The sequence below is a fragment of the Chromobacterium subtsugae genome (assembly GCF_001676875.1).
In the GTDB taxonomy this organism is placed as follows: Bacteria; Pseudomonadota; Gammaproteobacteria; order Burkholderiales; family Chromobacteriaceae; genus Chromobacterium; species Chromobacterium subtsugae.
The window spans coordinates 264,468-290,332 of record NZ_JYKA01000002.1; the positions used below are offsets into that span (position 1 = coordinate 264,468).

The 25,865-nt window shown below is 65.4% G+C and carries 24 protein-coding genes; 11 read left to right on the forward strand and 13 right to left on the reverse strand.

Annotated elements, in window-relative coordinates:
• Positions 1 to 13: 13 nt before the first annotated feature.
• The 11 genes from MY55_RS03440 to MY55_RS03490 form a co-directional block, all read right to left on the reverse strand.
• Positions 14 to 958, reverse strand: coding sequence for a transketolase family protein (locus tag MY55_RS03440; protein ID WP_065201972.1), 945 nt, complete (start codon positions 956 to 958; stop codon positions 14 to 16).
• Entirely contained in the window at positions 955 to 1,776 is an 822-nt protein-coding gene (locus MY55_RS03445) for a transketolase (protein WP_080509520.1), read from the reverse strand. Before MY55_RS03445 ends, MY55_RS03440 begins: the two co-directional genes overlap by 4 nt.
• A complete protein-coding gene (locus tag MY55_RS03450; protein ID WP_201775330.1) occupies positions 1,773 to 3,701 on the reverse strand; it encodes a M20/M25/M40 family metallo-hydrolase in 1,929 nt (642 codons plus the stop codon). The genes MY55_RS03445 and MY55_RS03450 overlap by 4 nt, the downstream gene beginning before the upstream one ends.
• The gene (gene argC / locus MY55_RS03455) at positions 3,698 to 4,741 is read right to left on the reverse strand and encodes an N-acetyl-gamma-glutamyl-phosphate reductase (RefSeq protein WP_043572677.1); all 1,044 of its coding nucleotides are present in this window, start codon (positions 4,739 to 4,741) and stop codon (positions 3,698 to 3,700) included. Before argC ends, MY55_RS03450 begins: the two co-directional genes overlap by 4 nt.
• On the reverse strand, positions 4,741 to 6,060 hold the full coding sequence (locus MY55_RS03460) for a DegT/DnrJ/EryC1/StrS aminotransferase family protein (RefSeq protein ID WP_043572679.1): 1,320 nt from the start codon (positions 6,058 to 6,060) through the stop codon (positions 4,741 to 4,743). The genes argC and MY55_RS03460 overlap by 1 nt, the downstream gene beginning before the upstream one ends.
• Positions 6,061 to 6,062: 2 nt before the next feature.
• Entirely contained in the window at positions 6,063 to 6,671 is a 609-nt protein-coding gene (locus MY55_RS03465) for a hypothetical protein (protein ID WP_043572682.1), read from the reverse strand.
• Positions 6,668 to 7,588 carry a RimK family alpha-L-glutamate ligase gene (locus MY55_RS03470; RefSeq protein WP_065201973.1) on the reverse strand — a complete coding sequence of 307 codons (921 nt, stop codon included), beginning with the start codon at positions 7,586 to 7,588 and terminating at the stop codon, positions 6,668 to 6,670. The genes MY55_RS03465 and MY55_RS03470 overlap by 4 nt, the downstream gene beginning before the upstream one ends.
• A 2-nt stretch (positions 7,589 to 7,590) precedes the next feature.
• Positions 7,591 to 7,818, reverse strand: coding sequence for an alpha-aminoadipate/glutamate carrier protein LysW (locus MY55_RS03475; RefSeq protein ID WP_216595284.1), 228 nt, complete (start codon positions 7,816 to 7,818; stop codon positions 7,591 to 7,593).
• A gap of 733 nt (positions 7,819 to 8,551) precedes the next feature.
• Positions 8,552 to 9,475, reverse strand: a complete 924-nt coding sequence (locus tag MY55_RS03480; RefSeq protein ID WP_043572684.1) for an NAD-dependent epimerase/dehydratase family protein — start codon at positions 9,473 to 9,475, stop codon at positions 8,552 to 8,554.
• A 47-nt stretch (positions 9,476 to 9,522) separates the two neighbouring features.
• On the reverse strand, positions 9,523 to 10,227 hold the full coding sequence (locus MY55_RS03485; RefSeq protein WP_043572686.1) for an SDR family oxidoreductase: 705 nt from the start codon (positions 10,225 to 10,227) through the stop codon (positions 9,523 to 9,525).
• A gap of 194 nt (positions 10,228 to 10,421) precedes the next feature.
• The gene (locus tag MY55_RS03490; RefSeq protein ID WP_230623329.1) at positions 10,422 to 10,724 is read right to left on the reverse strand and encodes a putative quinol monooxygenase; all 303 of its coding nucleotides are present in this window, start codon (positions 10,722 to 10,724) and stop codon (positions 10,422 to 10,424) included.
• A 350-nt stretch (positions 10,725 to 11,074) separates the two neighbouring features.
• Here MY55_RS03490 and MY55_RS03495 point away from each other — a divergent pair, with 350 nt between their 5' ends.
• Positions 11,075 to 11,980: a LysR substrate-binding domain-containing protein gene (locus tag MY55_RS03495; RefSeq protein WP_043572689.1), complete on the forward strand. Its 906-nt coding sequence runs from the start codon at positions 11,075 to 11,077 to the stop codon at positions 11,978 to 11,980.
• A gap of 15 nt (positions 11,981 to 11,995) precedes the next feature.
• Here MY55_RS03495 and MY55_RS03500 read toward each other — a convergent pair whose 3' ends face one another.
• Positions 11,996 to 14,149, reverse strand: coding sequence for a peptidase domain-containing ABC transporter (locus tag MY55_RS03500; RefSeq protein ID WP_043572691.1), 2,154 nt, complete (start codon positions 14,147 to 14,149; stop codon positions 11,996 to 11,998).
• Between the two features lies 1 nt (position 14,150).
• Positions 14,151 to 15,443 carry an HlyD family secretion protein gene (locus MY55_RS03505; RefSeq protein ID WP_230623330.1) on the reverse strand — a complete coding sequence of 431 codons (1,293 nt, stop codon included), beginning with the start codon at positions 15,441 to 15,443 and terminating at the stop codon, positions 14,151 to 14,153.
• Between the two features lie 110 nt (positions 15,444 to 15,553).
• Between MY55_RS03505 and MY55_RS23265 the strand changes: the two genes are divergently transcribed.
• From MY55_RS23265 to MY55_RS03545, 10 genes are all read left to right on the forward strand, one after another.
• Positions 15,554 to 15,718, forward strand: coding sequence for a hypothetical protein (locus MY55_RS23265; protein ID WP_155294731.1), 165 nt, complete (start codon positions 15,554 to 15,556; stop codon positions 15,716 to 15,718).
• Between the two features lie 158 nt (positions 15,719 to 15,876).
• A complete protein-coding gene (locus tag MY55_RS03510; protein ID WP_157889256.1) occupies positions 15,877 to 16,944 on the forward strand; it encodes a hypothetical protein in 1,068 nt (355 codons plus the stop codon).
• Entirely contained in the window at positions 16,938 to 18,737 is a 1,800-nt protein-coding gene (locus MY55_RS03515; protein ID WP_065201975.1) for an asparagine synthetase B family protein, read from the forward strand. Before MY55_RS03510 ends, MY55_RS03515 begins: the two co-directional genes overlap by 7 nt.
• On the forward strand, positions 18,722 to 19,630 hold the full coding sequence (locus MY55_RS03520; protein ID WP_208856015.1) for a transketolase: 909 nt from the start codon (positions 18,722 to 18,724) through the stop codon (positions 19,628 to 19,630). Before MY55_RS03515 ends, MY55_RS03520 begins: the two co-directional genes overlap by 16 nt.
• Positions 19,627 to 20,547, forward strand: a complete 921-nt coding sequence (locus tag MY55_RS03525; protein ID WP_197466041.1) for a transketolase family protein — start codon at positions 19,627 to 19,629, stop codon at positions 20,545 to 20,547. Before MY55_RS03520 ends, MY55_RS03525 begins: the two co-directional genes overlap by 4 nt.
• 18 nt (positions 20,548 to 20,565) lie before the next feature.
• A complete protein-coding gene (locus MY55_RS03530; RefSeq protein ID WP_065201976.1) occupies positions 20,566 to 21,420 on the forward strand; it encodes a glycosyltransferase family 2 protein in 855 nt (284 codons plus the stop codon).
• The gene (locus MY55_RS23270) at positions 21,413 to 22,414 is read left to right on the forward strand and encodes a glycosyltransferase (RefSeq protein WP_076098204.1); all 1,002 of its coding nucleotides are present in this window, start codon (positions 21,413 to 21,415) and stop codon (positions 22,412 to 22,414) included. Before MY55_RS03530 ends, MY55_RS23270 begins: the two co-directional genes overlap by 8 nt.
• Positions 22,415 to 22,467: 53 nt before the next feature.
• A complete protein-coding gene (locus tag MY55_RS03540; protein WP_047236437.1) occupies positions 22,468 to 23,625 on the forward strand; it encodes an acyltransferase family protein in 1,158 nt (385 codons plus the stop codon).
• A gap of 510 nt (positions 23,626 to 24,135) precedes the next feature.
• Positions 24,136 to 24,288 carry a hypothetical protein gene (locus tag MY55_RS23275; protein ID WP_155294732.1) on the forward strand — a complete coding sequence of 51 codons (153 nt, stop codon included), beginning with the start codon at positions 24,136 to 24,138 and terminating at the stop codon, positions 24,286 to 24,288.
• A gap of 184 nt (positions 24,289 to 24,472) precedes the next feature.
• Complete coding sequence (locus MY55_RS03545) at positions 24,473 to 25,765, forward strand: hypothetical protein (RefSeq protein ID WP_043572705.1); 1,293 nt, start codon at positions 24,473 to 24,475, stop codon at positions 25,763 to 25,765.
• Positions 25,766 to 25,865 lie beyond the last annotated feature (100 nt).

The following is a 25,865-nucleotide window of genomic DNA, read 5'->3' on the forward strand; positions in this document are numbered from 1 at the left end:
TTTGATTCCTTGTTCAATGAGATAGGTCGCCGGCGCGCCGAGCAGCGGCCGGGAGCAATTGTTCTATGCGCTGGCGCAGCGACTCGCTGGTAAAGCCCAGCGAGGCCAGCACTTCCTCGTGCGAGCCGCCGACGCCGGGCCAGCCCTCGCCGCAATTGAAGGAGTGCACGCGGACTTCCGGCAACAGCAGCGCCAGGGCCGAGCCGATGCCGCCTTGCGCGCGATGCTCCTCCGCCACCAGCACGGCATCGAAGCCGGCCAAGCCCGCCGCGGCCTGGGCCAGCGCCTCGCTATCCAGCCGCCACAAATGCGCGTGCGCGAATTCGGCGCCCTGCTCCCGCGCCGCCAACACCGCCGCCGTGGCCATTTCCCCGGCGGAGACCACCGCCAGCGTCGGCGCGGCCGAACCGGAGGCCGCCTGCCAGACGATGCCGTGCCGGTCTCGTTCTCCGTCCAGGCTGGCATAGGCGCCGTTTCTGCCCAGCCGCATGTAGAACGGGCCCGGGGTTTCGGCCATCAAGCGCACCGCTTGACGCGTCTCCTCCTCGCCGTAAGGCGCCAGGATGCGGATGCCAGGGAAAGACTGGACGATGGCCAGATCCTCCAGGCAGTGGTGCGTGGTGCCGAACCAGCCGCCGGCCACGCCGGCGTAAGGCGCAACCACCTTGATGTTGGCCGCCATATAACCCATCGACAGCTTCATGCTTTCCGCCGCGCGCAGCACCGCGAACGGCGCGAAAGTACTGAAGAACGGCGTCAAGCCGTTGAAGGCCAGCGCGGTGGCGCAATCGATGGCGGCCGCTTCGGCGATGCCGAGATTGAAGAAACGGTCAGGATGGGCGCTCTGGAACGGATGCTTGGCGCCACCCAGATCCCCCTCCAGGCAGACGATGGCGGCGTCATCCACCGCCAGCCGCGTCAGTTCTTCCCGATAAGCAATTCGACCAGCCAGACTCATGCGATGGTCTCCTTCCATTTTTTGGCGACTGCCGGCTTCAGCACCGCATAGTGGCAGGCGGGATTGTTCTCGATCGCGCCGACGCCCTTGCCCTTGACGGTATCGGCGACGATGGCCAGCGGCCGGTCGCCCCTGGCGTCATGCGCATCGATGATCGCGCCCAGCGCCGCCGGATCATGGCCGTCGGCCTGCGCGCAATCGAAGCCGAAGGCCTCGAAACGCCTGAGCAGATCCGGCATCGGCGAAATCTCGTCGACCGCGCCGTCGTTCTGCCCGCCGTTTCGATCGACGATCACGATGAAGTTACCCAGCCCTTTGCCGCTGGCCAGCTGGAACGCCTCCCAGCAAAGGCCCTCCTGCAATTCGCCGTCGCCGGCCACCGCGATCGCCCGGCGCCGGTCGCCCTTGATCCGGCGTGCTAGCGCCCAGCCGACGCCGTAAGCCACTCCGTGGCCCAGGCTGCCGGTGGCGAAGCGCACGCCGGGTATCTTGTGGTTGGGATGGCCGGTCAGGATGGAACCGGCCGCGCCATAGCTGGCGACCGGGTCCTCCGGCATGATGCCCAGGTGGTGCATCACCGCGTACAGGCCGGCAGCGGCGTGCCCCTTGCTGAGGATCACCTCGTCACCCGCCGCGCGGTCTACGCTGGCAAAGGCGGCGATCAGGATGTCGGCCACAGACAGGCTGCCGCCGATATGGCAGCCGGTCGGCGTCGCCGCCAGGTCGACGATGGTGCGCCGCACGCGGCGCTGCAATTCGTCCAGCCCGACCTTGTCCCATGCGGCGGACTGGGCGCCGGTTTCGATGATCTCGCTCATTGCCGCCCTCCCCGCACCGCGAACCACTGCGCCACCGCCGCATCCAGCACCTCGCGCGCCCGGCCGAACTCCTCGGCGGTCACGAACTCGTGGTCGGTATGGTCCAGCGCGGAATCGCCCGGGCCGTACGCCACCATGTCCACGCCAGTCCAGCGCGTCGCCAGCGTGTTCATGTCGCTGGTGCCCTTCTTCACCACGTAGCGCGGCGCGATCCCCTGCGAGGCGAAAGCCCTGCCGAAGCAGCGCGCCAGCTCGCAGGTCCGAGTGGTGCCGTATCCCGGCGTCGCCCGCTCGATATCGCAGCGCACCTCTTCGTTCGCGCAGGTCTCGACCGCCGCCAGCAGGGCCGGCAAATCCGCCGATGGCGACACGCGGAAATTGAGTATCCCCTCGGCGTGCTGCCGGTTGGAGTCGCTCCAGCTTTTGGTCGAGATCAGCGCGCTGATGCCTTCCGGATCGAAACGGGCCGCGCAGTCCCGCAGTGTGGCCACCGTTTCCACCATCAGGTCCGGCGCCGACACCACGCCTTTACCGGCCGAGTGCGCATGGCGGACCGAGGCGATGATGCGTATCTTGAGCAAGCCGTAGTAGCCCAGCGTCAACGTATCGGCGCGGCTGGGTTCGCCGATGACCACCGCGTCGGCGATCAGGCTGTCGCGAATATGGAAAGCCCCCTTGGACGAGGACACTTCCTCCTCGACCGCGCCCACCACCGTCAGACGGCCGTGCTCCGGCACGCTGGCCGCCAGCAAGGTTTCAACGAAGTTGACCAGCGATCCCTTGGCGTCCACCACGCCGCGCGCGCTCAAATGGCCGTCGGCGTTGAGGATCGGCCGCCACGGGCCGGGGACGGTGTCGATATGCCCCAGCAACAGCAGATGCTGCGGGCCATTCCCCTTGCTGGCGACGAAATTGCCCGCCGCGTCGACATGGGCGTCCACGCCCTGCTGCCGGCAATACGCCACCAGCCATTTCGCGATCTCGGCCTCGTCCCTCGACACCGAATTGATGGAAACCGCCTTCGTCAGGCTGGCCAGCGCTGGGTGCGGCGGCGGGAGCGGCCATACCCGGGTCACGCCGGCCGCCTGCGCGAACGAGTGCGGGCCGACGATGGCCACATCGGCGATCCCGTTCTCGATCACATGCCGCGCCGCGCGCATTTTCTGCTTCATCCGTCCCTTGACGAAGTCCAGTTCGACGCCGGGGAAGATATCGGCGACCACCGACTCGGGGTCGTCGATATCCCGCAGGATGCCCGGCGTGGACGTGACGAAGCGGATATGGTCCGCCTGCAGCGCCGTCGCGAGAAAGGCCGCCAGCATATCGGCGTCGGTATTCAGCACCGCGGCGGCGTCGTCGGCGCCGGCCACCGGCGCGGTCAGGCAGACCACGTCGTACTGCTCGAGCAGATGCCCCAGCAGCGCGCGCTGGCAATCGACCGGCGTGCCGACCAGATGTTCGCGCACCACCAACGCCTTGCCGTCCACCTGTACTTTGATCGGACGGTTGCGCTGGGCGGTGACCAAGCTCAACTGGTGGCCGGGCGCCGCGAAGGCGCGCAGCCCCGCGTCGGCGAAGCCCTTGAGCGCCGACGGGATCACCTGGTCGCGGTAGGTCCGCACCAACAGGTCGATATCTTCGCGGCTGGCGGTGCGTACCGCGTCGCCGTTGGCCAGCGTGTGGTAGCGCAAGGGCAGGCCTTCGGCGGCATATTGCCGCTCGATGGCGCTGCCGCCGCCGACAACCACCAGCACGCGGCACCCGGTTTCAGCCAAGGCCGCGATTTCGCCGAATACCGCGCTGCCGGCATCCAGCGTGGCGCTGCCCACCTTGATGACATAAAGCGGCATCCGGCTTTTGGGAATGGCCGCTCCCGGCGCCGGCGCCTGCGCGGGAACGGATCCCGGATTGAAAAGCGCTGTCATGGCCACATTCCTCCATAGGCTAGTCCTTCCGCCTCGTCGAAGCCTTCGGCGAGATTCATCGCCTGAATCGCCTGGCCGGCGGCGCCCTTGATCAGGTTGTCCAGCGCGCTGACCACCGTGCAGCGGCGGCCAACCGTGTCGGTGGCGATTTCCACCGCGTTCGAGCCGACCACCGTTTTGAGCATCGGCATATTCCACGGTCCCTGGGCCGGGCCGAGGTAACGGATGAAGCGCGTGTTGCCGTAGGCCGACATGAAGGCCTTGCGCACATCCAGCTCCTGCACGCCTTCGCGCAAGGTGAAGAAAGACGACACCGAAATACCGCGTGGGCTATCCAGGCTGCCGGCGGAAAAACGCAGGTCGACCCGCTGTCCGGCGTGTTCGGCCAGGGCCTCGACGATCTCGGGCTCGTGCCGGTGGCCGGACAATTTGTACGGCCGGTAGTTATGGCCGCGCTCGGCCGGGTGCTCCGCGCTCTCCTTGCCGCTGCCGCTCGAGCCGGTCTTGGCCTCGGCGACGATGTCTGACTCGACCAGGCCCCGCGCCACCAGCGGATACAGCGAATAGAAGGTCGCGATCGCCATGCACCCTGGCAAATTAAGCAGCGGCGCATCGGCATACTCGGCTTGCCAGAACTCCGGAATCAGGTAGCGCGCATCCGCCGGCATTCCCAGCGCGGCCGTCTGCGGATAGTGCTTGGCGACCAGCTCCGGATCGCGCAGACGGAAATCGCCGGCGAGATTGATGATCCGGCGCGCCTTGCCGCGAATCTGCTCGAGCATGCCGGGCAGCGCACCGCCCGGCAGGCAGGAAAACACGATGTCGACAGGCTGCATCGACTCCATCGCCACGAACCGCTTCCGCCCGGTTTCGGGAAAGTGGCGAAGCGAGGGGATGGTCCGGCCGATCGGCTGGCCCGCGCGGGCGCGGGACGTCACGTCGACCAGCTGGACATGGCGATGGCCCTGCAGGAGGCGGATCAGCTCGCCCCCCACGAAGCCCGCGGCCCCCAAAACGGATACCGTTACCGTTTTCATCATTACCCCAGGCGGCTATCGCGTTGATATGGCAGCGGAAACTCGCCCTTCGTCGCCAGCTCGCGGATCACGTCAGGACGCGCCGCGATCTTGCGGAACGCCAGCGCGTACGACTGGATGCGCTCGGTCTCTACCGGAGAACGCAATTCGCGGCACAGGGTCAGGGTCGATTCCAGCATGTCCAGCGTGTTGGGGAAGCGCTCGATCTGGTATTCGCTGAAGTCGCGGTCGCTGAGCGAGAAGGGATAGCCGTTGCCGAAACCGGTGCGGTTCTGGAAGGGCAGGTGGCCCGGAATCGGCCGGTTCTGCCATTCGCGCGCCGGCACGCCTTCGGCCAGCAGCAGCTCCTGCACCGCGGCCTTCACCGCATGCACGGGCAGATCGTCCAGGCCGGCGGCGGCCGGATGCAGCTTGATCCGGTACATATTGTAGGAATGGACATAGCCGGCCGGCACCGTCGGTCCGCTGAATAGGCCGGTGGTGGCCAGTTGCGCGGTCAGATAGTCGGCGTTGCGCTGGCGGATCGCGTCATAGTAGCCCAGCCGCTTGAGCTGGCTGATGCCGAAGGAGGCGACGATGCCCGACATCGCGTAGTCGATGCCCGAGGTTTCCAGGAATTTGAGCGCGCGCTGGTATTTCTCCTCGTCGGAGAAGAAGGCGATGCCGCCCTCGCCGCCGACCGGGAAGTTTTTATCCGCCATCAAGCTCTGCCCGGCAGCATCGCCCAGCGAGCCGCAGACCTTGCCGTCGATGGAGGCGGAGTGGGCGTGGGAAGCATCTTCGACCAGCGCCAGCTGGTGGCGGTCGCAGAGGTCGCGCAACGCCGCCATATTGGCCGGCAGGCCATGCACATGCACGGGCATCACGACGCGGGTACGCGGCGTGATCGCGGCTTCCACCGCGGCAACGTCGACGCAGTAGGTCTGCGGGTCGATGTCCACGAACACCGGAATCGCCTTGGCGGCCACGATGGCCTGAGCGGTCGCGATGAAGGTGAAGCAAGGCACGATCACCTCGTCGCCCGGCTCCACGCCGGCACCGATCAGCGCCAGGTGCAGCGAAGACGTGCCGCTGGCGGTCGCGATGGCGAACGGCGCGCCGACATACTGGCGGTAGTCCTCGGTGAACTGCGCCACCGACGTGGAATGATTGCGCAGGATGCTGATCTGCATCTGCAGCACATCTTCCTTGGTGATCACCGGGAATAGGGTGCGGCGGAAGCCTTGGCCAATGACAGGCGGACCGCCAAGATGCGCCAGTTCGTCGCGCAGGACGCTATCTGTCGGCCACGGCAGCGGCAGTGCCGGAAAATCGGTTTGCATGATCAGTCCCCTTGGATTGCCTGACGAACGCACGCGGCAACCAGCGGGCTCAGTCGGTAGTTGAATTGGATGGTCGGCTGGATATCCGGCTCGCTTTCGGCTTGGGACCACATGGTCCGCAAGTCGAAGGCGCCGAAGATCTTCAGCCGCTCGGCGCGTTTCCACACCTGCTCATCGTTGGTGGCGATGGCGGCGCATGGCCCGAAACCCAGCGCCGCGAAGTCATAAACCTGCACCTTGTCATCCGCCAGCCGGGTCGCAGCGGCGGCGAAGTCGGTCTGCTCATCGCGCCAGGCCACGCTCGCCAGGCCGTAGGTTCTCGGTTCGGCGCGGGTTTCTTCGAATGTCACCCCCAGCCAGGTCAGAAACTTGTACTCGCGTTCCGAAATGCCGGGGAATACCGCGCGGCCGCCATGGCCGATGCCTTGGCCATGCAGAGCGCCATGAATGGCGCCGGTAATGGAGTTGAACAGCGCGACATGCTGCAGGCCCGTCCTGCTGCGAATCAGGCTTTCAAGGCCGGGCAATTGCCGGTCGTTTTTCTCGATGCTCATCACCACGCCGCTGGTCATCACGCGCGAGAGAATGAGCGATTGCTGGAAGTTGTTCATGAAGCCACCATTGCAAGCGATGTAGCGGAATTGACTTGGAAAGAAAGGTTGTAGGTGGCGGCGTCGGCCGCGACCCAGTCGGCGATCGCGCCGGCGACGTCCACCTGGTGAATCTGCGACGAACGCCAGAATTCCGGATTCTGGTTGATCTCGCAGACCAGCAATTCGTCCGACCCCACTTGCTCGAAGATATCGAGCCCGTAGATGCCGGGGCCGATCGCCTCCACCACCTGGGTCGTCAGATCATGGATCGCGTCGGTCACCTCGCAAGGCACGACTTGCGCGCCCAGGTGCGTGTTGGTTTTCCAGTGATCGGTAGCGCGGCGGAACGCCACGATGGGACGCTCGCCCACGATCACCACGCGCAGATCGTAGCCAGGCTTCTCGACAAAAGCCTGGATCAGCACCGGGAAATGCTTGTAGAGCGCATCATGTGTTTCCCACGCCGACCGCCACGCCTCCAGCGCCTCTTCATCGCGGATCAGCGTCACGCCGCGTCCCCAGGATGAAGAAGCCGGCTTGAGGACGAAGTGGAAGCCGTGCCGCTGTCCATAGCGCGTGATTTCATCGGCTTGGAAGGCGATCACGGACTGCGGTGCGGGAATGTCGTACTGCCGGAACAGCATCGCCTGCGCCACTTTGCTGCAACAAATGTCGATCGCATCGACCGAGTTGATGGTCGGAATGCCGCAAGCCCTCAGCAACCGAGCCAACTCGACGTTTCTCGATTGCGACAAGCAACGCAGCATCGCAACCTGCGGATGCCCGACTCCGCTCTCGCCCTGCAACAGCCAGCCCAGATCCCTGCCGTCCACGCTGACGATCACCTTGACGCCCCGGCGCTCCAGCGCCTCGACGATCGCCTTCTCTTCCGGCCGCATCTTGGTCAGAATCAGCAGTACCGTTATTTGCGACATGCTTACTCGCCCCAGTCCTCTTCCACTTCCGGCGCCAGGGCCAGCTTGGGCTGGCCATCAACCATCAGCAGTTCGTGTTCTTGGCCGCATGCGCCGCATGCGATGATTTCGCCTACCAGCACATCCGCGCTGATGTTGACGGCTTCGGAGCAAACCAGACATTCATTACTCATTTGATCTTCCATTCGATGCGAGATATTGAAAAACGGCTTCACATCGGTCGCGGCCATCGCCAATCCCGAACGGCCCTTGATCTCAGTCCGCCAAGATTCGGACGCTGTTCAGGCATGCCTGACGGCCCCGACCAAAACCAGCCAATATAGAGAAACAAGATCTGCCGTCCGGCCTGCGCGCCCAATATGCGAATCCGCATCAGCGCCATGCGAACCAGTTCGCCCCGATGCCAACCCTGGCAATGGAAGATAAATTAGGATCAACTAATTTAAAAAACCAAAATAAAGGCATTTATGAAAATTCTTGGATAAAAAAATCTATATTCCAGAAATTTTCATATGGTTTCATGAAATTAGAATTTATTTCCTACTCATCCAGCAAATCTCAAAAAGAATCATACGTCATAATTAATTGCATCTCCATACATTTTCATTTAGGAAAATAAAAGGTATGCCAATGGCTAAGCTCAAGTTATTCTTGCCCGATCTTCTCTCGACAAAACTCATCTAAAACAGGGAATTGAAATAGAACTTCATTCTATACTGAATTGAATTGTCTTTATTAGTCTTATTTTCAAGCGAGCTTGCCATCAAAATGGCCACACTAACGTCATGTTTATTTTTTCAAAATAAATCCCATTTGGGATTGCAGGCGCCTCGCCGCGAAATGGCGGACGCGACGGCGGCGCGCGGAAGCCAGCCGCCCGAAGGAAAGCCGGGAAAGAACACGAGGGAAACGAAGAAAAAGAAACGGCGGCGCGAAAGCGCCGCCGCGTGCGACCGCCGCTAATCAGGCTTGAGCATGCCCGGCGAACACGCCGCCGATCCATTGCTCCACATCCGCAAACCGGTAGCCCAGCTCGCGCGCTCTGCCGGTATCCATCTCATACTCGAAAGGAAAGTCGAAGACGCTCAGCCTGGTCGCAGCCTCCTCGTCCAGGTCGGCTTCGGCATGCGCCGGCACGCCCAGGGCGGCGGCGGCGCGTTGATGAATCTCCAGCGCCGTCAGGCCGCCATCGTCAGCCGCGTTGATCGGCCCCAGGAATGCCTGCTCGCCTGTCCACAACAGGAAATCCGCGATGCTTTCGGCGTGGATGAACGAGCTGCGCCCCGACGCCACCGCATACCGCAGGCGTTCGCCCCGGCGCGCGCGCTCGACGTAACTGGCGACACGCCCCAGAAATTCCTCCTCGCCATCGGCCAGCACATGCCCGATGCGCACCGCCACCAGCGGCAAGCGGCCGTCCTGATGGAAGCAGGCCTCGGCCTGCCTTTTCCCGGCCACATAGTTTTGATCCGGCGTCGCCATCTCGTGCCAGGATGTTCCCATCTCTAGCAGCTCGCCCCGCATCTCGAAATCGAGCTCGCGGAACGGCCGCTGCACGGCGCGCCGCAGCGGATAGTAGACCTCGATGGTGGAGGCCATCACATAGCGCCCCACCTTGCCGGCAAACACATCGCAAGCCAGCTTGGCATCGACCGGGTTGTAACAAACCTGGTCGTAGACCAAGTCGTAGCGCGCATCGGCGAACGCCTGCGTCATGGCGGCCCGATCCGAACGGTTTACCCGGATGCGCTCGACCCGGTCGCCGAAATCATCGGCGGCGTTGCCGCGCGAGGCGATGGTGACCCGATGCCCGGCCGCCAGCAGTTTCGCGACCAGCCGCTTGCCGAAATAGCGGGTTCCGCCGATCACCAGAACTTGTTTCGTCATGAATGTCTCCCGATGTAGTGAGGCGTTGGCCGCAGCCCGCCGGCGGCTTAAACCGCCCGAACCAAGCCGCCATCGACGCGGATGTTCTGGCCGGTGATATAAGAAGATTCCGCCGACAGCAGGAATCGCACCGCGGCGGCCAATTCGGCGGTATCGCCATAGCGGCCCATCGGGATGGAAGCGGCGCGTTTTTCATCGAAAGGCGCGCTGTCGACAAAGCCGGACAAGACGGTATTCATACGAATGTTCTCCGCCGCGTGGCGCTCGGCGTACAGCCGGGTCCAGACGCTCAGCCCAGCCCGGATCACCGCGGACACCGGCATGCCGAGCTCAGGCGCCTCGACGGCGAAGCTCGACACGTTCACCACCGCGCCGCCGCCCTGTTCCCGCATGATCGGCGTGACCAGGCGCATCAGTTTCGACACATTGAGCAGCAGCAGATCCAAGCCGCGATGCCATTCCTCATCCGGGATGGACAGCAGGTCGCCCTTGGGCGGATGGCCGGTATTGTTGACCACCGCGTCGATGCGGCCATAAGCGTCCAATGCGGCCTGAACCAGCCGCTGCATATCGGCGAACTCGGTGACCGAGCCCGAAACGCCGACGCCGCCGAGTTCGCGCGCCAATTCAATGGCCGCGTTCGAGCGCGACATCAGCGCCACCCGGTAACCATTCGACGCCAGATCACGCGCGATGGCGGCGCCGATCCCCTTCCCCGCGGCAGTAATCAGGGCGACCTTTTGTGCAGACATGTCCAAGCCTCACCTTCAGGATGATTGAAAAACGAGCCATCCGCCGCGCGCCGATCGGCGCGGGCATCGATCCGCCAAGCGTAGGCGGGGCCTCGCATCGTGTCGAACGACTATTTGCCCGGCATTGCACAAGTTTTTCTAATGCTGAAAAAGGGCGACGCCTCCTCAAACCAGATGGCGGGCGCCGGAACGCTTCAACCGATCCGGGAGCAGGGATGCACTTCGCGGTTGATCCGCGGCATGATCTCCGGCACGTAAATGTCCTGGATCGCCGAAAGTTCTCCATGCGCCTCCCAGGCGGCGCGCGACGCCCAGGTTTCCACCAGATAGAACTTCTCCGCGGCATCGGCGGAGTGGTAGGCCTCCCACGCCAGGCAACCGGGCTCCGCCAGACATGTGGGGCGCATGCGCGCCAGCGCATCGGCGATAGGCTCGATATCGGCCGGCGTGCGGGCCGAAATGGCCACGATCAGATGAAACACATCCGCAGTTTGCATACATACCTTCCTGGCTTGACATGGCAAAGATCGGCGCATCCCGCGCGCGAGCCATCCGCGCCCCGCGTGACGGCCGGCCCAATATACGCAGGGCCCGTCCGCGCTGTCGCGCGATAAATTCTTGCCCATGGCGAGAGTTTTGCTAATGCACGGTGCCAGGCGGCGGCCGAGAAAATAGTGTATGCCAAACGTATGCATCGTCACTCAATGGTCATATAATGGTCTGTCGCGTGACCATTCGCGTCCTGACAGAGATACTGCTGCGGCGCGCTGGCGCCCGGCAATCAGCGCGCCGGCCCGTCGAACTGCGGCCAAGCCTTAATAAATAAGCCTCATTGGTGACAGTCAGCATGGATCCGCATCTTCGCACGCTATCCGGCATCATAGATTTTGAGTGCGCCGCCAGGCACCGGAGCTTCCGGCTGGCCGCGGCCGAGCTGAACAAGACGCCCGCCGCCATCAGCCAACAAGTCAAGCAACTGGAGCAGACGCTGGGCATTTCGCTGTTCGAGCGCCATCCCCGCCACATTTGCCTGACGCCGCAAGGGCAGGAGCTATCCCAGCTGATCACGCGCATGCTGCACGACCTCCGCGCCAAAATCTCAATGCTGAGAGTCCCCGAGGGCGCCCAGACGCTGCATGTCACCGCTACCCATTCGTTCGCCATCAAATGGCTGATTCCGCGCCTGCAGCGCTATACCGAACGCTTTCCCGGCTTCGATCTGCGCATCGACTCCAGCGATGCCCTGCGCACGCTGCAAGAGGGCGTGTGCGACATCGCCATCCGTCATCACAAGCTGCAAAGGGACGCAATGAACTCGCTGCTGGTCAGCGAAGACCTGATCGTGGCCTACAGCCCGAATCTGGTAACGGAAACCGGGCCGGTCACCCTGCAGCAGCTACTCCGCTACCCGCTGCTGTATGAAGATTCGCCCGAACATTGGCACACCTTGCTGAATGTCCATGGCCTAGACCGGCACCGCTACGATCTTTCCCATCAGTACAGCCATTCAGGCCTGCTGGTGCAGTCGGCGGTGGCGGGCCTGGGCGTCGGCCTGCTGCCCTACTGCCTCGCCTACGAAGATATCGTCGAAGGCCGGCTGATCATGCTGCCCCATATCGCCCTGCCGTCCGGCTATGGCTACAGCGTGTTCTGCCGCGACGACCAGCCCAAGATGCGGCAGTTCGTCGAATGGCTGCAGGAGGAAGTGGCGGCGATGCGGCTGATGCCGCGCGCGCCGGCCGCGAAGCCGTAACGGCCGCGCCGCGGCTCAGATCGCAGTGCCTGCCGACGCGCAGGCCGGCGCGGCCGCCACCGTCGTATCCTGCACGATCCGCCCCTGCTCCAGCACCACCACCCGTTCGGCCATGGCGATGGTTTCCGGCCGGTGCGCCACCAGCAGGCGCGTCATGGATATATTGCGGATGGCGGCGTTGACCAGTTTCTCGTTCCACACGTCCAGATGGCTGGTGGCCTCGTCCAGCACCAGCAGGCGCGGCTGCTTGTATAGCGAACGCGCCAGCAGGATGCGCTGCTTCTGGCCGCCGGACAGGCCGGAGCCGATGTCGCCCACCAGCGTGTTGTAGGTCATCGGCATCGCCATGATCTCGTCGTGGATGGCGGCCAGCCCGGCGCAATGGCGGATGCGCTCCTGGTCGGGCTGCGGGTCGAAAAAGCAGATATTGTCGGCGATGGAGCCGGCGAACAGCTGATCGTCCTGCATCACTGTCCCGAGCAGCTTGCGGTAATTGGACAGGCCCAGCTGCTTCAACTGGATGCCGCCCACCAGGATTTCCCCCTCGGTGGGCTCCATCAGGCCCAGCATCAGCTTCAGCAGCGTGGTCTTGCCGCAGCCGGAAGCGCCGGTGATGGCCAGGCACTGCCCAGCCGGCACGGTCAGGTTCAGGTCCTTCAATACATACGGCTCGCTGTCGGCGTAGCGGAAGGCGACGTTGCGCACTTCCAGCGTCGGCTGCACATGGGCCGGGTCCAGCTCCACATCGTTCAACTCCGGCTCCGGCTCGGTCAGCACGATGTCGGCCACCCGCTCGCCGTGCAGCCGCAGCATCCGCAATTCGAACAGCTTGTCGATCAGCGCGGCGATGCGCTGGCTGAACTGGTCCTTGTAGCTGAGGAAGGCGAACAGCATGCCGACCGAAAAGCGGTTGTCCATCACCGCCAGCGCCGCCAGCCACACCACCACCACCCGTTCGGCGCTGAACAGCAAGGTATTGGCGGTTTGAAAGGTGATGGATAGCCGGGAAATGCGCAGATCGGCGTTGAACTGCTCGGCCAGCGCGTTCATCCAGCCGATGCGCCGCTCCTCCTGGCGGCCGAACAGCCGCACGCTCTGCACCCCGCGCGCCGACTCCATGAAATGCGTGCTCTGCCGCGAGGCGTGGACGATCTGTTCGGCGGTGGCCTCGCGCAGCGCGCGGAAGATGCTCCAGCGCAGCAAGGCGTACAACGCCACCGCCACCAGGCTCACCGCCGCCAGCGACGGGCTGTACAGCAGCATCACGCCCAAGGTGGCCAACACCAGCAGGCCGTCTATCACGCCTTCGACGAACTGGGTGGTCAGGCTGCGCTGGATGGTTTGGATCGAGCCGAAGCGCGAGACGATGTCGCCCAGGTGGCGTTTTTCGAACCAGGGCAGCGGCAGGCGCAGCAGATGGGCGAAGGCATGGCCCAGCCACTGGAAATTGAGGCTGGTGGCCAGCACCGTGGCGGCCCACGAGCGCACTGCGCCGATGGCGGTCTGCAGCAGCACCAACAGCAGGAAGCCGATGCCCAGCACCGTCACCAGATTGCGGTCGGCCGCCACCAGCGCCTCGTCCACCACCCACTGCAGATAGAACGGCGCCGCCAGCGCGCACACCTGCAAGGCGATGCCCAGCAGCAGCAACTGGCCGATGCCGCGCCCCAAGCCGTCCACCCGGCCCATCAGCGACAGCAGGCTGAACTGCTGCCTGGCCTCGGCCTTGCGGAACGTGTTGCCCGGCGTCAGCTCCAGCGCCACACCGGTGAAATGCTTGGACGCCTCGGCCAGCGGCAGCTTGCGCTCGCCCACCGCCGGGTCGTGGATCACGATGTGCTTGCCGGCCACCGCCTTCAGCACCACGAAGTGGTTCATGTCCCAATGCAGCACGCAAGGCAGCTGCAGCTGCGGCAGATGCTGCATGTCCAGCTTCAGCGGCCGGGGCTGCAGGCCCAGGCCCTGCGCCATCGCGATCAGGCTTTTCAGCGTGGTGCCTTTCAGCGATACCGAAAAACGCCGCCGCATATTGGCCAGGTCTATCCGCAGGCCCCAGTAGCCGGCCACCATCGCCAGGCTGGCCAGGCCGCACTCGGCGGCTTCGGTTTGCAGCAGCAGCGGCAGGCGCTTGCGGCCCCAGAATTGCAGCACGGGTTGCTGATGGCTCATCTCACACCTTCCCGCTGATGCTGTAGAGCGGCTCCAGCACCCACTCGTACAATTTGCGCTTTTCCAGCAGCACGCTGGCGTCCAGCGCCATGCCCGCCTTCAACGGCTGCGACTGGCCGTAAGTGGTGACGCTTTGCCGCTCCAGCGTCACCTTCACCCGATACAGCGCCTCGCTGTCCGGGCTGGCCCCCGGGCTGGTGAAGTACAGCTCCTCCGGCCGCAAGGCGCTGCGCGACACCTCGCGCACCGTGCCCTTGAACTGGCCGAACTTCTGATACGGATAGGCCTGATAGCGGATCAGCACCGGCATGCCCGGCCTGACGAAGCCCGCCGCGCGCGACGGCGCGTACAGCTCGGCCTCCAGCGGCGACCCCGCCGGCGACAGATTGGCCAGCGGCTGGTTGGCCGCCACCGTCTGGCCCGGCTGCGCGGTCAGGCCGCTGACCATGCCGGCCTGCGGCGCCCGCACCAGCAGCTTGCGCCGCGCCTCGTTCTCGGTCAGGTCCTGCTCGATGCTGTCGACGCTGCGCTGGGCCGCCGCCTCGTCGCGCTGCGCCTGGGTCTGGATGTCGCGCAGGTCGGCGCGGCTGCCGTCCTGGTCGCGCAGCGTGGCCGCGCGCGAGCGTTGCAGGTCGGCCAGCCGGGCCTGCTGGTCTATCAGTTCGGCCTGCTTGTCCTGCAGCCCCGCCGCGGAGATGAAATTGGCCTCCTGCAGCTTGCGGTTGCGCGCCACGGTTTCCTCCGCCAACGCCACCCGCCGCCGCTGCAGCGCGATCTGCTCGTCGATGCGCTGCACTTCCTTGTCCAGATCCTCCACCCGGCGCTGCAAGGCCGCCTGCTTTTGCCGCGCCTGCAGCCGCAGCATGCCCTGATCTCCGGCCAGGCTGTCGCGCCGCGACTCCAGCAACCGGGTGATCGCGCCCTCGGCGTCGCCCTTGGTGGCGCTGGCGCGCGCGTTGGCCAGCACGAACAGCACCTCGCCGGCCTGCACCCGCTGCCCCTCCTTGACCCGCACCTCCGCCACCGTGCCGGACTGCGACGGCAGCAGGCGGATCAAGCCCTGGGTCGGCAGCAGCACGCCGGCAACCTGCGCCTTGCGGGTATAGCTGAACAGGCAGAAGAACAGCACGATGGCCAGCGCGATCAGGCTGAACAAGCCGGTCAGCCAAGCCAGGCTGATCGGCCTTTTCAGCACGATGCTGCCATAGCGGTGGGTATCCAGCTGGCGCAGCGCTTCCTTGCGGAACAAGCGGCTGCCGCTGGCCGCGGATTCAGGAGTGGGTGGATTTGGCACGTGGCTGGCAGATTTTTCTATGCGAATAGTCCAATATGTTGACAAACAAACATGACGATTGCAAAACTTATGATCTTCCAATACCGGAAGACATTCAAGGAGGACTTACCATGAACCAGCAAGACCTGAAAACACTGGATGCCACCGAAATCAGCGAAGTCAGCGGCGGCGCCGGCGAAATCTCCGCCAAGTACCTGAAACTGCGCGCGGAAAACACCAAATCCGGCGAAATCCAGGCTCAATACCTGAAGCTGGTTTCGGAAAGCACCAAGTAAGCATTCACGGGCCTCACCGCCCCTGAACCACCGGAAAGCGCAGCCCCGCTCGCTTTCCGGTTCTGCCCGGCCAGGCGCCATGCAATACCGGCCCGCCGGTCCGATCCGCCCGAGCACCCGGGCCCGGACTGAACAAGCGGCCATGACCAGGCTTGCCAATGAAACAAGACAAGATACTCATTCTGGGATTGGGCGATCTGGGACGCCGATTGGCTCTGACCCTGCCCTTGCTGAATCGCGACCTCTCCCTGCTGCTCGCCAGCCGCGACCGCGGCCGCGGCGAATCCTTCGCCCGCCTGTCCTCCGCCTGCTCGGCGACGCCGCAACGCTTCATTCCGCTGGACGGCCTGGACGCCGACAGCCTCGCCGCGCTGCTGGAGCGCGAACGTCCCGACCTGATCGTGCAGGCGGCCAGCCTGATGTCGCCGTGGGCGCTGTTCCAGCGCGATGACCCGCAAGCGGTCGCGCTGCGCCAGGCCGGCTTCGCGCTGCAGCTGCCGGCCCAGCTGCCGGTGATCCGCAACCTGATGCAGGCCGTGCGCGACAGCGGCGTCTCCTGCCCGGTGGTCAACTGTTCCTACCCGGACGCCACCCACCCGATCCTGGAGCGGCTGGGACTCGCCCCGACCATAGGCATAGGCAACGCCGGCATGATCCTGGCGCTGGCGCGCCGGTGCGCGGCCGACGCCTCCCGCCCGCTGCGTGTCTTCGCCCATCACGCCCATGTCGGCGCGGTGGTGAGGGCCGAGCCGCAAGCGGCGCGCGGCCTGCCGCCGCCGCTGCTGTACCTGGGCGACGAGCGGCTGGACGCCGGCGAACTGTACCGCGGCCCGGCCATTCCGCAAGACCAGGACCTGAACGCGCTATCGGCCGCCCACGCGCTGCAGTTGATCGACGCGCTGCTGCCCGGCGCGCCGGAGTTGCTCACCGCCGCGCCCGGTCCGCGCGGCTTGCCCGGCGGCTGGCCGGTGCGGGTGGGCCAGGGCGCCGTCGCGCTCGACCTGCCTGCCGGCATCCAGCCGGCCGACATGCTGCCCTATATGCGCGAAGCGGCCGCCGGCGACGGCCTGGCCGATATCGCCGCCGACGGCACCGCCCACTTCACCGACGCCTTGCGCGCCGCGCTGCCGGCGCCGCTGCGGGAACTGGCGGACCCCATGCATCCGGACGAGGCGCTGCCGCGCTTCCAATTGCTGCAACGCCACCTGGAGCGGCCGGCATGCTGAGCGCCGAACCGATTTACGGCCTGATCGCCAAAACCGCCGTCGCCCGCGCCGACTTCGCCGGCCACTGGCGGCAGCGGCTGCCCGCCACCTTCCCGGCCGCCGGCGCCGACTGGTTCGTGTCAGCCGCCGGCCTGGCGCTGCACGCGCCGCAAACCAGCGCCGGCCCGCATGGCGGCCAGTCGGCGCTGTGCTGCCGCGGCCGCACCTACGGCGCCGCCGCGCTGTCGCTGGAGGCGCTGCAGCGCGACGGCGCGCGCGCCTTCGAGCGCTGCGCCGGCGAGTTCGCGCTGGCGTTCTGGGACGAGGCGCGCGGCCAGCTGCTGCTGGCGCGCGACCAGATGGGCCAGCGCAGCCTGTTCATCCGCGAAGACGCCCATCATTACCTGTTGTGTTCCGAACTGGAGCCGCTGCTGGCCGATCCCGATTTCGACTGCCAGCTCGACGCCGAATCCGCGGTGCATTACCTGATGTTCGGCGCGCCCTATCCGGGACGCACGCTGGCGCGCCGGGTCAGCAAACTGCCGGCCGCTCACTACTTGAGTTGGAACGGCGCCGGCCCGCTGCTCAGCCACCGCTACTACACCCCAATAGGCTTCGACGCGCCCAAGGTGGTGGGCGCCGCCGAGCGCGAGCAGCTGGAGCGCACGCTGGACCAGGCCATCCATGCCCGGCTCGCCGACGGCGGCCAGGCCATCCTGCTGTCCGGCGGCGTCGACTCCTCCTACATCGCCGCCACCGCCGCCATGCGCGCCGGCGGCGAACGCCTCGACGCCTACACCATCGAGTTCACCGCGCCCTACCCCCACAACGAAAGCCAATACGCCCGCATCGTCACCGACGCCTACGGGATTCGCCACCACGCGGTGGAGCTGGGCCCGGAGCAGGCCACCGCCGCGCTGGCCGACGTGTTCGCCGCCGCCGAGCCCTGCAGCGCCTGGAGCAGCATCACCCACCGCCACCTGCTGGCGCGGATCGGCGCCGACGGCCACCGCAGCCTGTTATCCGGACTGGGCGCCGACGAGGTGTTCGGCGGCTACTGGAAGTTCTTCCAGTCGTACGCCAAGCTGCGCTTCTTCGAGGAAAGCTGGCCGGCGGCCGACGCCGTCGACTCCATCGATGGCCTGATGTGGCAGCCGACGCCGGCGCGCTCGCGCCTGTTTTCCGGCATTCCGCGCTTCCATCCCGATTCCGCGCTGCGGGCGGCGCTGCCGCAGCCGTACAAGTCGTGGAGCCATGCGCCGCAGCTGATCGAGTTTTACCGCCAGTGCCGCCGCTACAAGCCGGACGCCCACCTGTTCGAGCTGATGGTCGCCCACGAGTGCCAGCACCGGGTGCCCGACCTGCTGTTCGCCGGCTTCGAGCCTCCGGCCAGAAGCCAGGGCATCCACACCGCCTATCCCTTCCTCGCGCCGGAAGTGGCGGAGCAGGCCTGCGGACTGGGCGCCGCCGAGCGCTTCTGGCGCAAGGACAACCGCTGGCGCAACAAGAAAGTGTTGCGAGAGATCGCCGCCAAGCGGGTGCCCGACGCCATCATGCAGCGCCCGCTGTACAGCTACAACGCCCCGATCGCGCAGTGGATGCAACACCCGGACTTCTCCGCCGCCATCTATGCGCAACTGCGCGACGCCCCGCTGTGGGACAGCGGCTTCGTCCAGCGCGGCTGGTTGTCCGAAGTCGAGGCGCAGATACGATCCTACACACCCCGGGCCAAGGCCGCGCACTTCACCTGCTTCGGGCAGATGTGGGTGTTGGCGACGCTGGCCGCCTGGCACCAACGATGGGTAGCACGCTAATCATGACCATAGACATCTCCGCACCGCTGGCGGCCAGGCATCCGGCCTCGGCCCCCATCCTGCACGCCGCCGCGCCGGACGGCCTGACGCTGGCCGCCGAGGCCAAGGCGCTGCGCCTGGACATCATCCGCGCGCTGCACGCCGTCGGCGGCGGCCATTACGGCGGCAGCCTCAGCTGCATCGACCTGCTGCTGGTGCTGTACCGCCGCTGCCTGCGGGTGGCGCCGGCCGCGCCCGGCCACCCGGAGCGCGACCGCCTGATCCTGTCGAAAGGCCACTCCGCGGTGGCGCTGTACGCGGTGCTGCGGCGGCTGGGCTTCTTCTCCGAGCCGCTGGACAACTACGCCGACTTCGACTCCATCCTCGAAGGCCACCCCGACATGCTGAGCGTGCCGGGAGTGGACTTCTCCAGCGGCTCGCTCGGCCAGGGCCTGTCGGTGGGCATAGGCATGGCCCTGGCGCTGCGCGGCTCGGCGCAGCGCACCTGGGTGGTGCTGGGCGACGGCGAATGCCAGGAAGGCCAGGTGTGGGAAGCCGCCATGCTGGCCGCCGCCTGCGGCCTGGATCACATCCACGCCATCGTCGACTGCAACCGCTTCCAGGAGTGGGGCTGGGCGCCGACGCCCGACGCGCCGCACCCGGAGCCGGTGCCGCAGATGGCAGCCAAATGGCGGGCGTTCGGCTGGCACGTGATCGAATGCGACGGCCACGACCACCAGGCGCTGGAGCTGGCAGTTCAAGAGGCGCAACGCCACAAGGGCCAGCCCAGCGTGATCCTGGCGCGCACGCAAAAGGGCAAGGGCGTGCCGCTGGTGGAGGCGGCGCCGTGGCGCTTCCATTGCGAGACGGTATCCGACGAAGAACACGACATAATGCTGAGGAGCCTGGCATGAGCATGAAACTGGCAGACTATCTCGGCCACACCCTGGCGCGCCGCGCGGCGGACGACGAGCGCATCTTCGTGCTGGACGGCGACCTGGCCGATTCCGACGGCGCCATGCACTTCGCCGAAGCCCATCCGCAGCGCTTCCTGATGACCGGCATCGCCGAACAGAACATGCTGTCTGTGGCGGCCGGCATGGCGTCCTGCAAGCTCCGGCCCTTCGTCTTCTCCTTCGCCGCCTTCCTGTGCTACCGCGCCTACGACCAGGTGCGGATCGGCCTCAGCCAATGCCGGCAGGCCGTCACCATGGTGGGCTCGCACGCCGGCGGCCTGGCCGCGCGCAACGGCAAGACCCACGCCGCGATCAACGATCTGGCGCTGATGCTGTCGCTGCCGAATATCGAGGTCTGGGCGCCGGCCGATTTCGCCGACGTCGAGCTGGCGGTGCGCGCCTGCCTGCAAAGTCCGTCCGCCAACTACATCCGCATGCCGCGCCGCGCCTTCGGCTACGACGAGCAGTTGCCGGGCGAGGCCGCGCCGCTGCGCTGGCTGCTGCCGCCGCGCCCGCTCACCCTGGTGTCGACCGGACTAGGCAGCCACTGGGCGCGGGAAGCCGCCGAACGGCTGCAGCGGCAAGGCATGGAAGTCGGCCTGCTGCACTGCCCCTACCTGGGCGACCGCGACGCCATCGCCCGCGAACTGGCGGGCGTCAGCCGGCTGGTGGCGATCGAGGACCACTGCGTGATGGGCGGCCTGGCCTCGCTGCTGGCCGGCCTGCAGCTGGAGGCGCCGATCGCCGCCTGCGGCTGGCCGGCGGACTACGCCGGCAAGTCCGGCTCCGACGAGGCGCTGCGCGCGCGCCACGGCCTGTCCGCCGAGGCGCTGGCCGCCAAGGTGGCCGAATTCGCCGCGCTCCGCCCCCATTAAGCCTTCCGGAGAAACCGCATGCTTTCCATCATCATTTCCTGGCGCAACCGCAAAGAACTGGCGCAGGCCCTGCCCAGCCTGCTGGCAGCGGCCCATGGCGTCGGCGGCGACGTCAACATCGTCAACTACTCCGGCGACGCCGCGCAGCTGGCGGCGCTATGCGGCGCTTACCTCCCGCAGCTGAACATCATCAACGTCGACGGGCAGGAATTCTTCAACAAGGCCGCCGCGCAAAACGTCGGCGCCTCGCAGGCGCGCCATCCGGCGCTGTTCTTCTGCGACTGCGACATCATCCTGCCCGACCCGGCGCTGCTGCGGCGGCTGTGCGCCCACCTGGCGGAAGGCGCCGGCCGCTTCGTCACCCTGGCCGGCGTGCAGGAGTCGGAAGTCAATTCGCGCCAGGCGCGCCACGTGGTGTCCTTCGGCTACGAACTGAACATCCGCACCGCCGACGGCCGCCGCCTGCGCATCGTCGACAATGAGGAAGACGGCGAAACCGGCACCCGCCAGGCTCCCGGCCTGCTGCTGGCGCGGCGCGACGACTTCCTGGCCATAGGCGGCTACAACTCCGACCTGCACGGCTGGGGCTGGGAGGATCAGGACATGATCTCCCGCCTGACCCTGGGCCGCGGCCTGGAGCGCGTCAACGAGGGCGTGGCCGTGCACATCTCGCACGACGACCACGCCCGCATCGCCCACTACCCGCAGGTGGCGTCGCGCTGGGAAAGCCGCGACCGGATGTTCCGCCAGGCGCTGGCCAACTACGACGACGCCAATTTCAGCGGCAGCTACCCGCGCGACCTGGCCAGGCTGGAGGGGCGGATCGCCATGGTCCGCGGCGCGGCCGCCGACAGCGGAGCCGTCCATGCCTGAGCGGCCGCCAGCGAAACCGGCGCGCCGCCCGGCCCGCCTCAGCGTCTGCATGATAGTCAGGGACGAGCAGGCGGTGCTGGCGCGCTGCCTGGACAGCTTGCAAGGCATCCACGACGAGCTCTGCGTCGTCGACACCGGCTCGCGCGACGACACCGTCGCCATCGCCGAGCGCTACGGCGCGCGCGTCCAGCGCTACGCCGGCTGCAACGGCCCGGACGGGCGCATCGCCGACTTCGCCGCCGCGCGCAACCAGGCGCTGGCGATGGCCAGCGGCGACTGGGTGTTGCAGATCGACGCCGACGAGGTGCTGCGCCAAGGCCACGCCCAGATCAAGCGGCATGTCAGGAGCGCCCATCCAGGCATGATAGGCGTCGGCCTATCCTCCAACGGCGCGCACTGGGTGTCGGCCCGGCTGTTCCGGCGCACGCCGGACGCGCACTACCGCAGCCGCATCCACGAATACCTGGTGCAGGGCGGCGGCCTGCTGCCCGACAAGCGGATCCGCATCGAAAACCTGGAAAACAAGCAAGGCAAGGAAAGCGCCAGCGAACGCAATATCCGCCTGTGCCTGCTGGCGCTGGCAGAAAGGCCGGACGAGGCCCGCACGCTGCACTACCTGGCCAACGAGTACCGCGAAAGCCAGCGCTTCGACGAAGCCATCGCCTGCTACCGCCAGGCGCTGGCGCTGGGCAATTTCCCGATCGGCCGCTTCCACAGCGCCTACTACCTGGCGGTCTGCCATCTGCTCAAAGAGGAGTGGGATCAGGCCATGGACTACGCGCTGCTGGCGATCCGCGCCGATCCGCGCTACGCCGAAGGCCCCTGCCTGGTGGCCGACATCTACTCCAGCACCGGCCAGCGGGAATACGCCGCCCACTGGTACCGGATGGCGCTGGTCTGCAAGCGGCCGCCGGCCGACGCCGTGCTGGGCGTCCAGCACTGGGCCTACGGCGACTACCCCAGGCAGCGGCTGGCGCGGCTGGCCGCGGCCTGAGCCCTTCTCCCCCGGCGCCGCCGCGCGCCGGGCCACCCGTTCAGGAGAACACGATGGACCATCATCCCTCCCGCAACCACCATGTCGACAATCTGCGCGGCATCGCCATTTCCTGCGTGCTGCTGCTGCATTTCGCGCTGGCCTACGGCGTCAAGGACAGCCCGCTGGGCACCCTGTTGCCCCCCTGGCTGCTCAAGAGCCTGGTGTGGAACGGCAATTACGGCGTGACCATGTTCTTCGTGGTGTCCGGCTTCCTCATCACCTCGCAGTCGCTGCGGCGCTGGGGCAGCCTGGCCGCCATCAACATCCGCGCCTTCTACGTCTTCCGCTTCGCCCGCATCATGCCGATGCTGCTGCTGGCCCTGGCCATCATCGTGGCGCTGGGCTGCCTGGGACTGCCCTACTTCATCAACAAGGACCATGGCCAGGCGATGCCCGCGTCGTTCTTCCTGGTCGCCGCCGGCTCGGTGCTGACCTTCTGGCACAATCTGCTGATGCAGCAGGTCGGCTATTTCAACTACAGCCTGAATGTCTATTGGTCGCTGTCGGTGGAGGAGGTGTTCTACCTGGCCCTGCCCTTGCTGTGCGTGTGCCTGCGCCGCGTCAGCCTGCTGACGCTGTGCTGCGCGCTGCTGATCGTCGTCGCCCCGATCTACCGCGGCCAACACGCCGACAATGAAATCGACTACCTGTACGGCTACCTGGCCTGCTTCGACGCCATCGCCATCGGCTGCCTGGCCGCGCTGATCGCCCGCCGCCGGCCGCTGCTCGGCCGCGCCGCCCGCCTGCTGCGCTGGGCCGGCGGGCTGCTGCTGGCCTTCAACTACCTGCGCGGCTTTTCCGGCCACGAGGCCTTCGGCTTCACCTGGCTGGCCTTGAGCGCCGCGCTCTTCCTGCTCGGCGCCGCCGCCGATCCGACGCTGCGCGGCGGGTCCGAACGGCTGAGCCGGCCGCTGCGCTGGCTGGGCCGGCACAGCTACGAAATCTATCTGTTCCACATCATCGTGCTGGCGCTGCTGCGCAATCTGGTGCCGCGCGAGGCCGTCGGCTACTGGACGCGGCTGCCGCTGTTCATCGGCTTTCTGCTGCTGACCGTGCTGGTAGCCGGCCTGATCGGCCGCTACCTGGCCGAACCGCTCAATCGCGGCATCCGCAACCGCTACCTGAACCGGCGCGGTCCCGCCGCCGCCGCGTCGCTGCCCAGCCGCTAAACATCGCGCCCGCCCCCGCGGGCGCCAATCCAAGCGCACGCCGCGCCAGACGCGGCGGCCGGACTTTCCCCCCACGGCGCCATTGCGCCGTCCGCCATGCCGAGCCCCAAGCGTTAGCCGCAGTCATTTCGGCAATCGAATCGTTTATTGCCGCCGCATTGTTAAAAACCCACAACCGCGCATGCATTCCGTTGACACTGGCGGTATTTTATTGCATCTTTTAATTTATGACATTAGTATAATTTTGACATCGCCAATCAAACCATCGCTACAGATTGGGATTTTGTTTATTTAAATTACACATTTAAACAATTAACCATCTCGCCAGCAGGACGATGCCAGGCGATGCGCGGTCTTTCCTACCGACAAAATCCGCAGGCGGCCGGCTTGAACCGCTGCAGATATTTTTGATATGAATATTCATCTTCTGAACCAATTGCCGTTCAGAGCGGAGCAGTAGCGGAACGGATTGGCCGCCTTTCCAATCCTAATCAAAATAGAGGAAATACCATGACCAAGGAAAACCAAGTCGCCCAACTGGAAAAAGAACAAGACATCAAGGACTTTCTGGGCATTCAAGTCCTGACTCCGGCGGAAGAAATCTCGGTATCCGGCGGCGGCCAGCACCAAGAAAAGCAACAAGAACAACAGCACGTTGATTAATGTCTGCTTGATGAGCGAATAAGTTGCCACCCATCGCAGCTTCCCGCTCGCTCAGAGCGGCATGCCGCAAAACATCGCGGCATGCCGCCCTCGACTTTCTTGGCCTGCGCATGCTCGCCCCCCTCTTCGCGCGCGTCGCCATGGCGGAAATTTCATATTCAATCTTGATCAGGGCAGAAACACCATGAATGAAACCATAGAGAAAAAAGACGCAACCGCTTTCAGCGAAGCCTGGTGGGCGGATTTCATGGATAGGTCGCAAAACCTCAGCAAGCCCGTCGTCGTCAAGAACGCCATCCCCCAGGAAAAATTCCGCCACCACCAGCAAAACGTCCTCAGCATCATTGCGGACCTCGCCAAATTGAAAACCACGCAATTCGGCTACCGCATTTACATCGAAGGACGGCTGCTGGGACCGAACGAGATGGACGATATTTTCGAAAAATCCGCGCCGCTCGAAAACGAAGAACTGGAAACGTGGGCCGCCAGGGTATTTGGAGACCAGCGATTCGGCATCATCTTGAACTCCGGCGAGAAGTTCAACCAGGCCTTATCAAAAGAAATCGCCGTCGCCCTGGCGCCCTTATTCGACGAGATCGGCTACCCGCGCGGCGGCGTGCAATTCACCATCTTCATCGGCAATTACGACAAAACCCCATTGGGCATTCACCAGGACCAGCGCGGCGAAAGCGTGATCCATTTCCACGTCGGCCCCGGCAGCAAAACCATGTATGTATGGGACCGAGAGCAGTACAAGAATCTGCTGGAAACGCAGAACCTGACGCGCAAGGATTTCGCCAAGCTGCGGCCGTATGCGTCCGAATTCCACTTTGAAAGCGGCGACCTGTATTTCATGCCGGAAGGCACCTACCATATCGGCATGCAGGAGGGACTATCCGTCGGCATCACCGTATGGCGCTACAGCCATACCGACGATCTGCTGGCGAAACATTTGCACCAGCGCATTTTCAAACAGATCCCGGTGGAGAAGACCGAAGACTTCCAGCACGACGAGAACTCGCTGGACGACACCAGCGGCCTGGACAAAATCATCGAGAAATACAGCCTGACCGATGAATGCAAGAATCTGAACTACAGCGAGCTGCTGAGGAAAACCTATCAGGACTGGCGCTACTCGGTGCACAGCAACGCCGGCTACCGCAACAGCCCGTTCCCGCGCGAAGGGCTGGAAAAGATAGCGCTGCAGGACCGGATCGCCATCGAATCGCCCTACAAGATTCTGGCGCGCGAGTCGGAGAACACCGACAAGATCTACATTTACGTCCGCGGCCATAAAATCGAATTCAACCGCTTCCCCTGCGTGCTGGCGTTGATACAGCGCCTGAACGAAGGCCGGACGGAAGCAGTAGCCGATCTGCTGCAAATTCTGGACAAGAGCTGGCCCGCCCAGGTCGGCTTATACATATTGAACGAGCTATATCATTGGCGCGGCATCGACAAGGTCGCCCGCCAGTGACGACCGGCTGACGCCGCCGCGCAAATGCCTTTCCGCGCCTCGGCGGCGGCAGTCGGAACCACTTGCGCCAGGAGCGCGGCGGCGACGCCGCGCTCGCTTC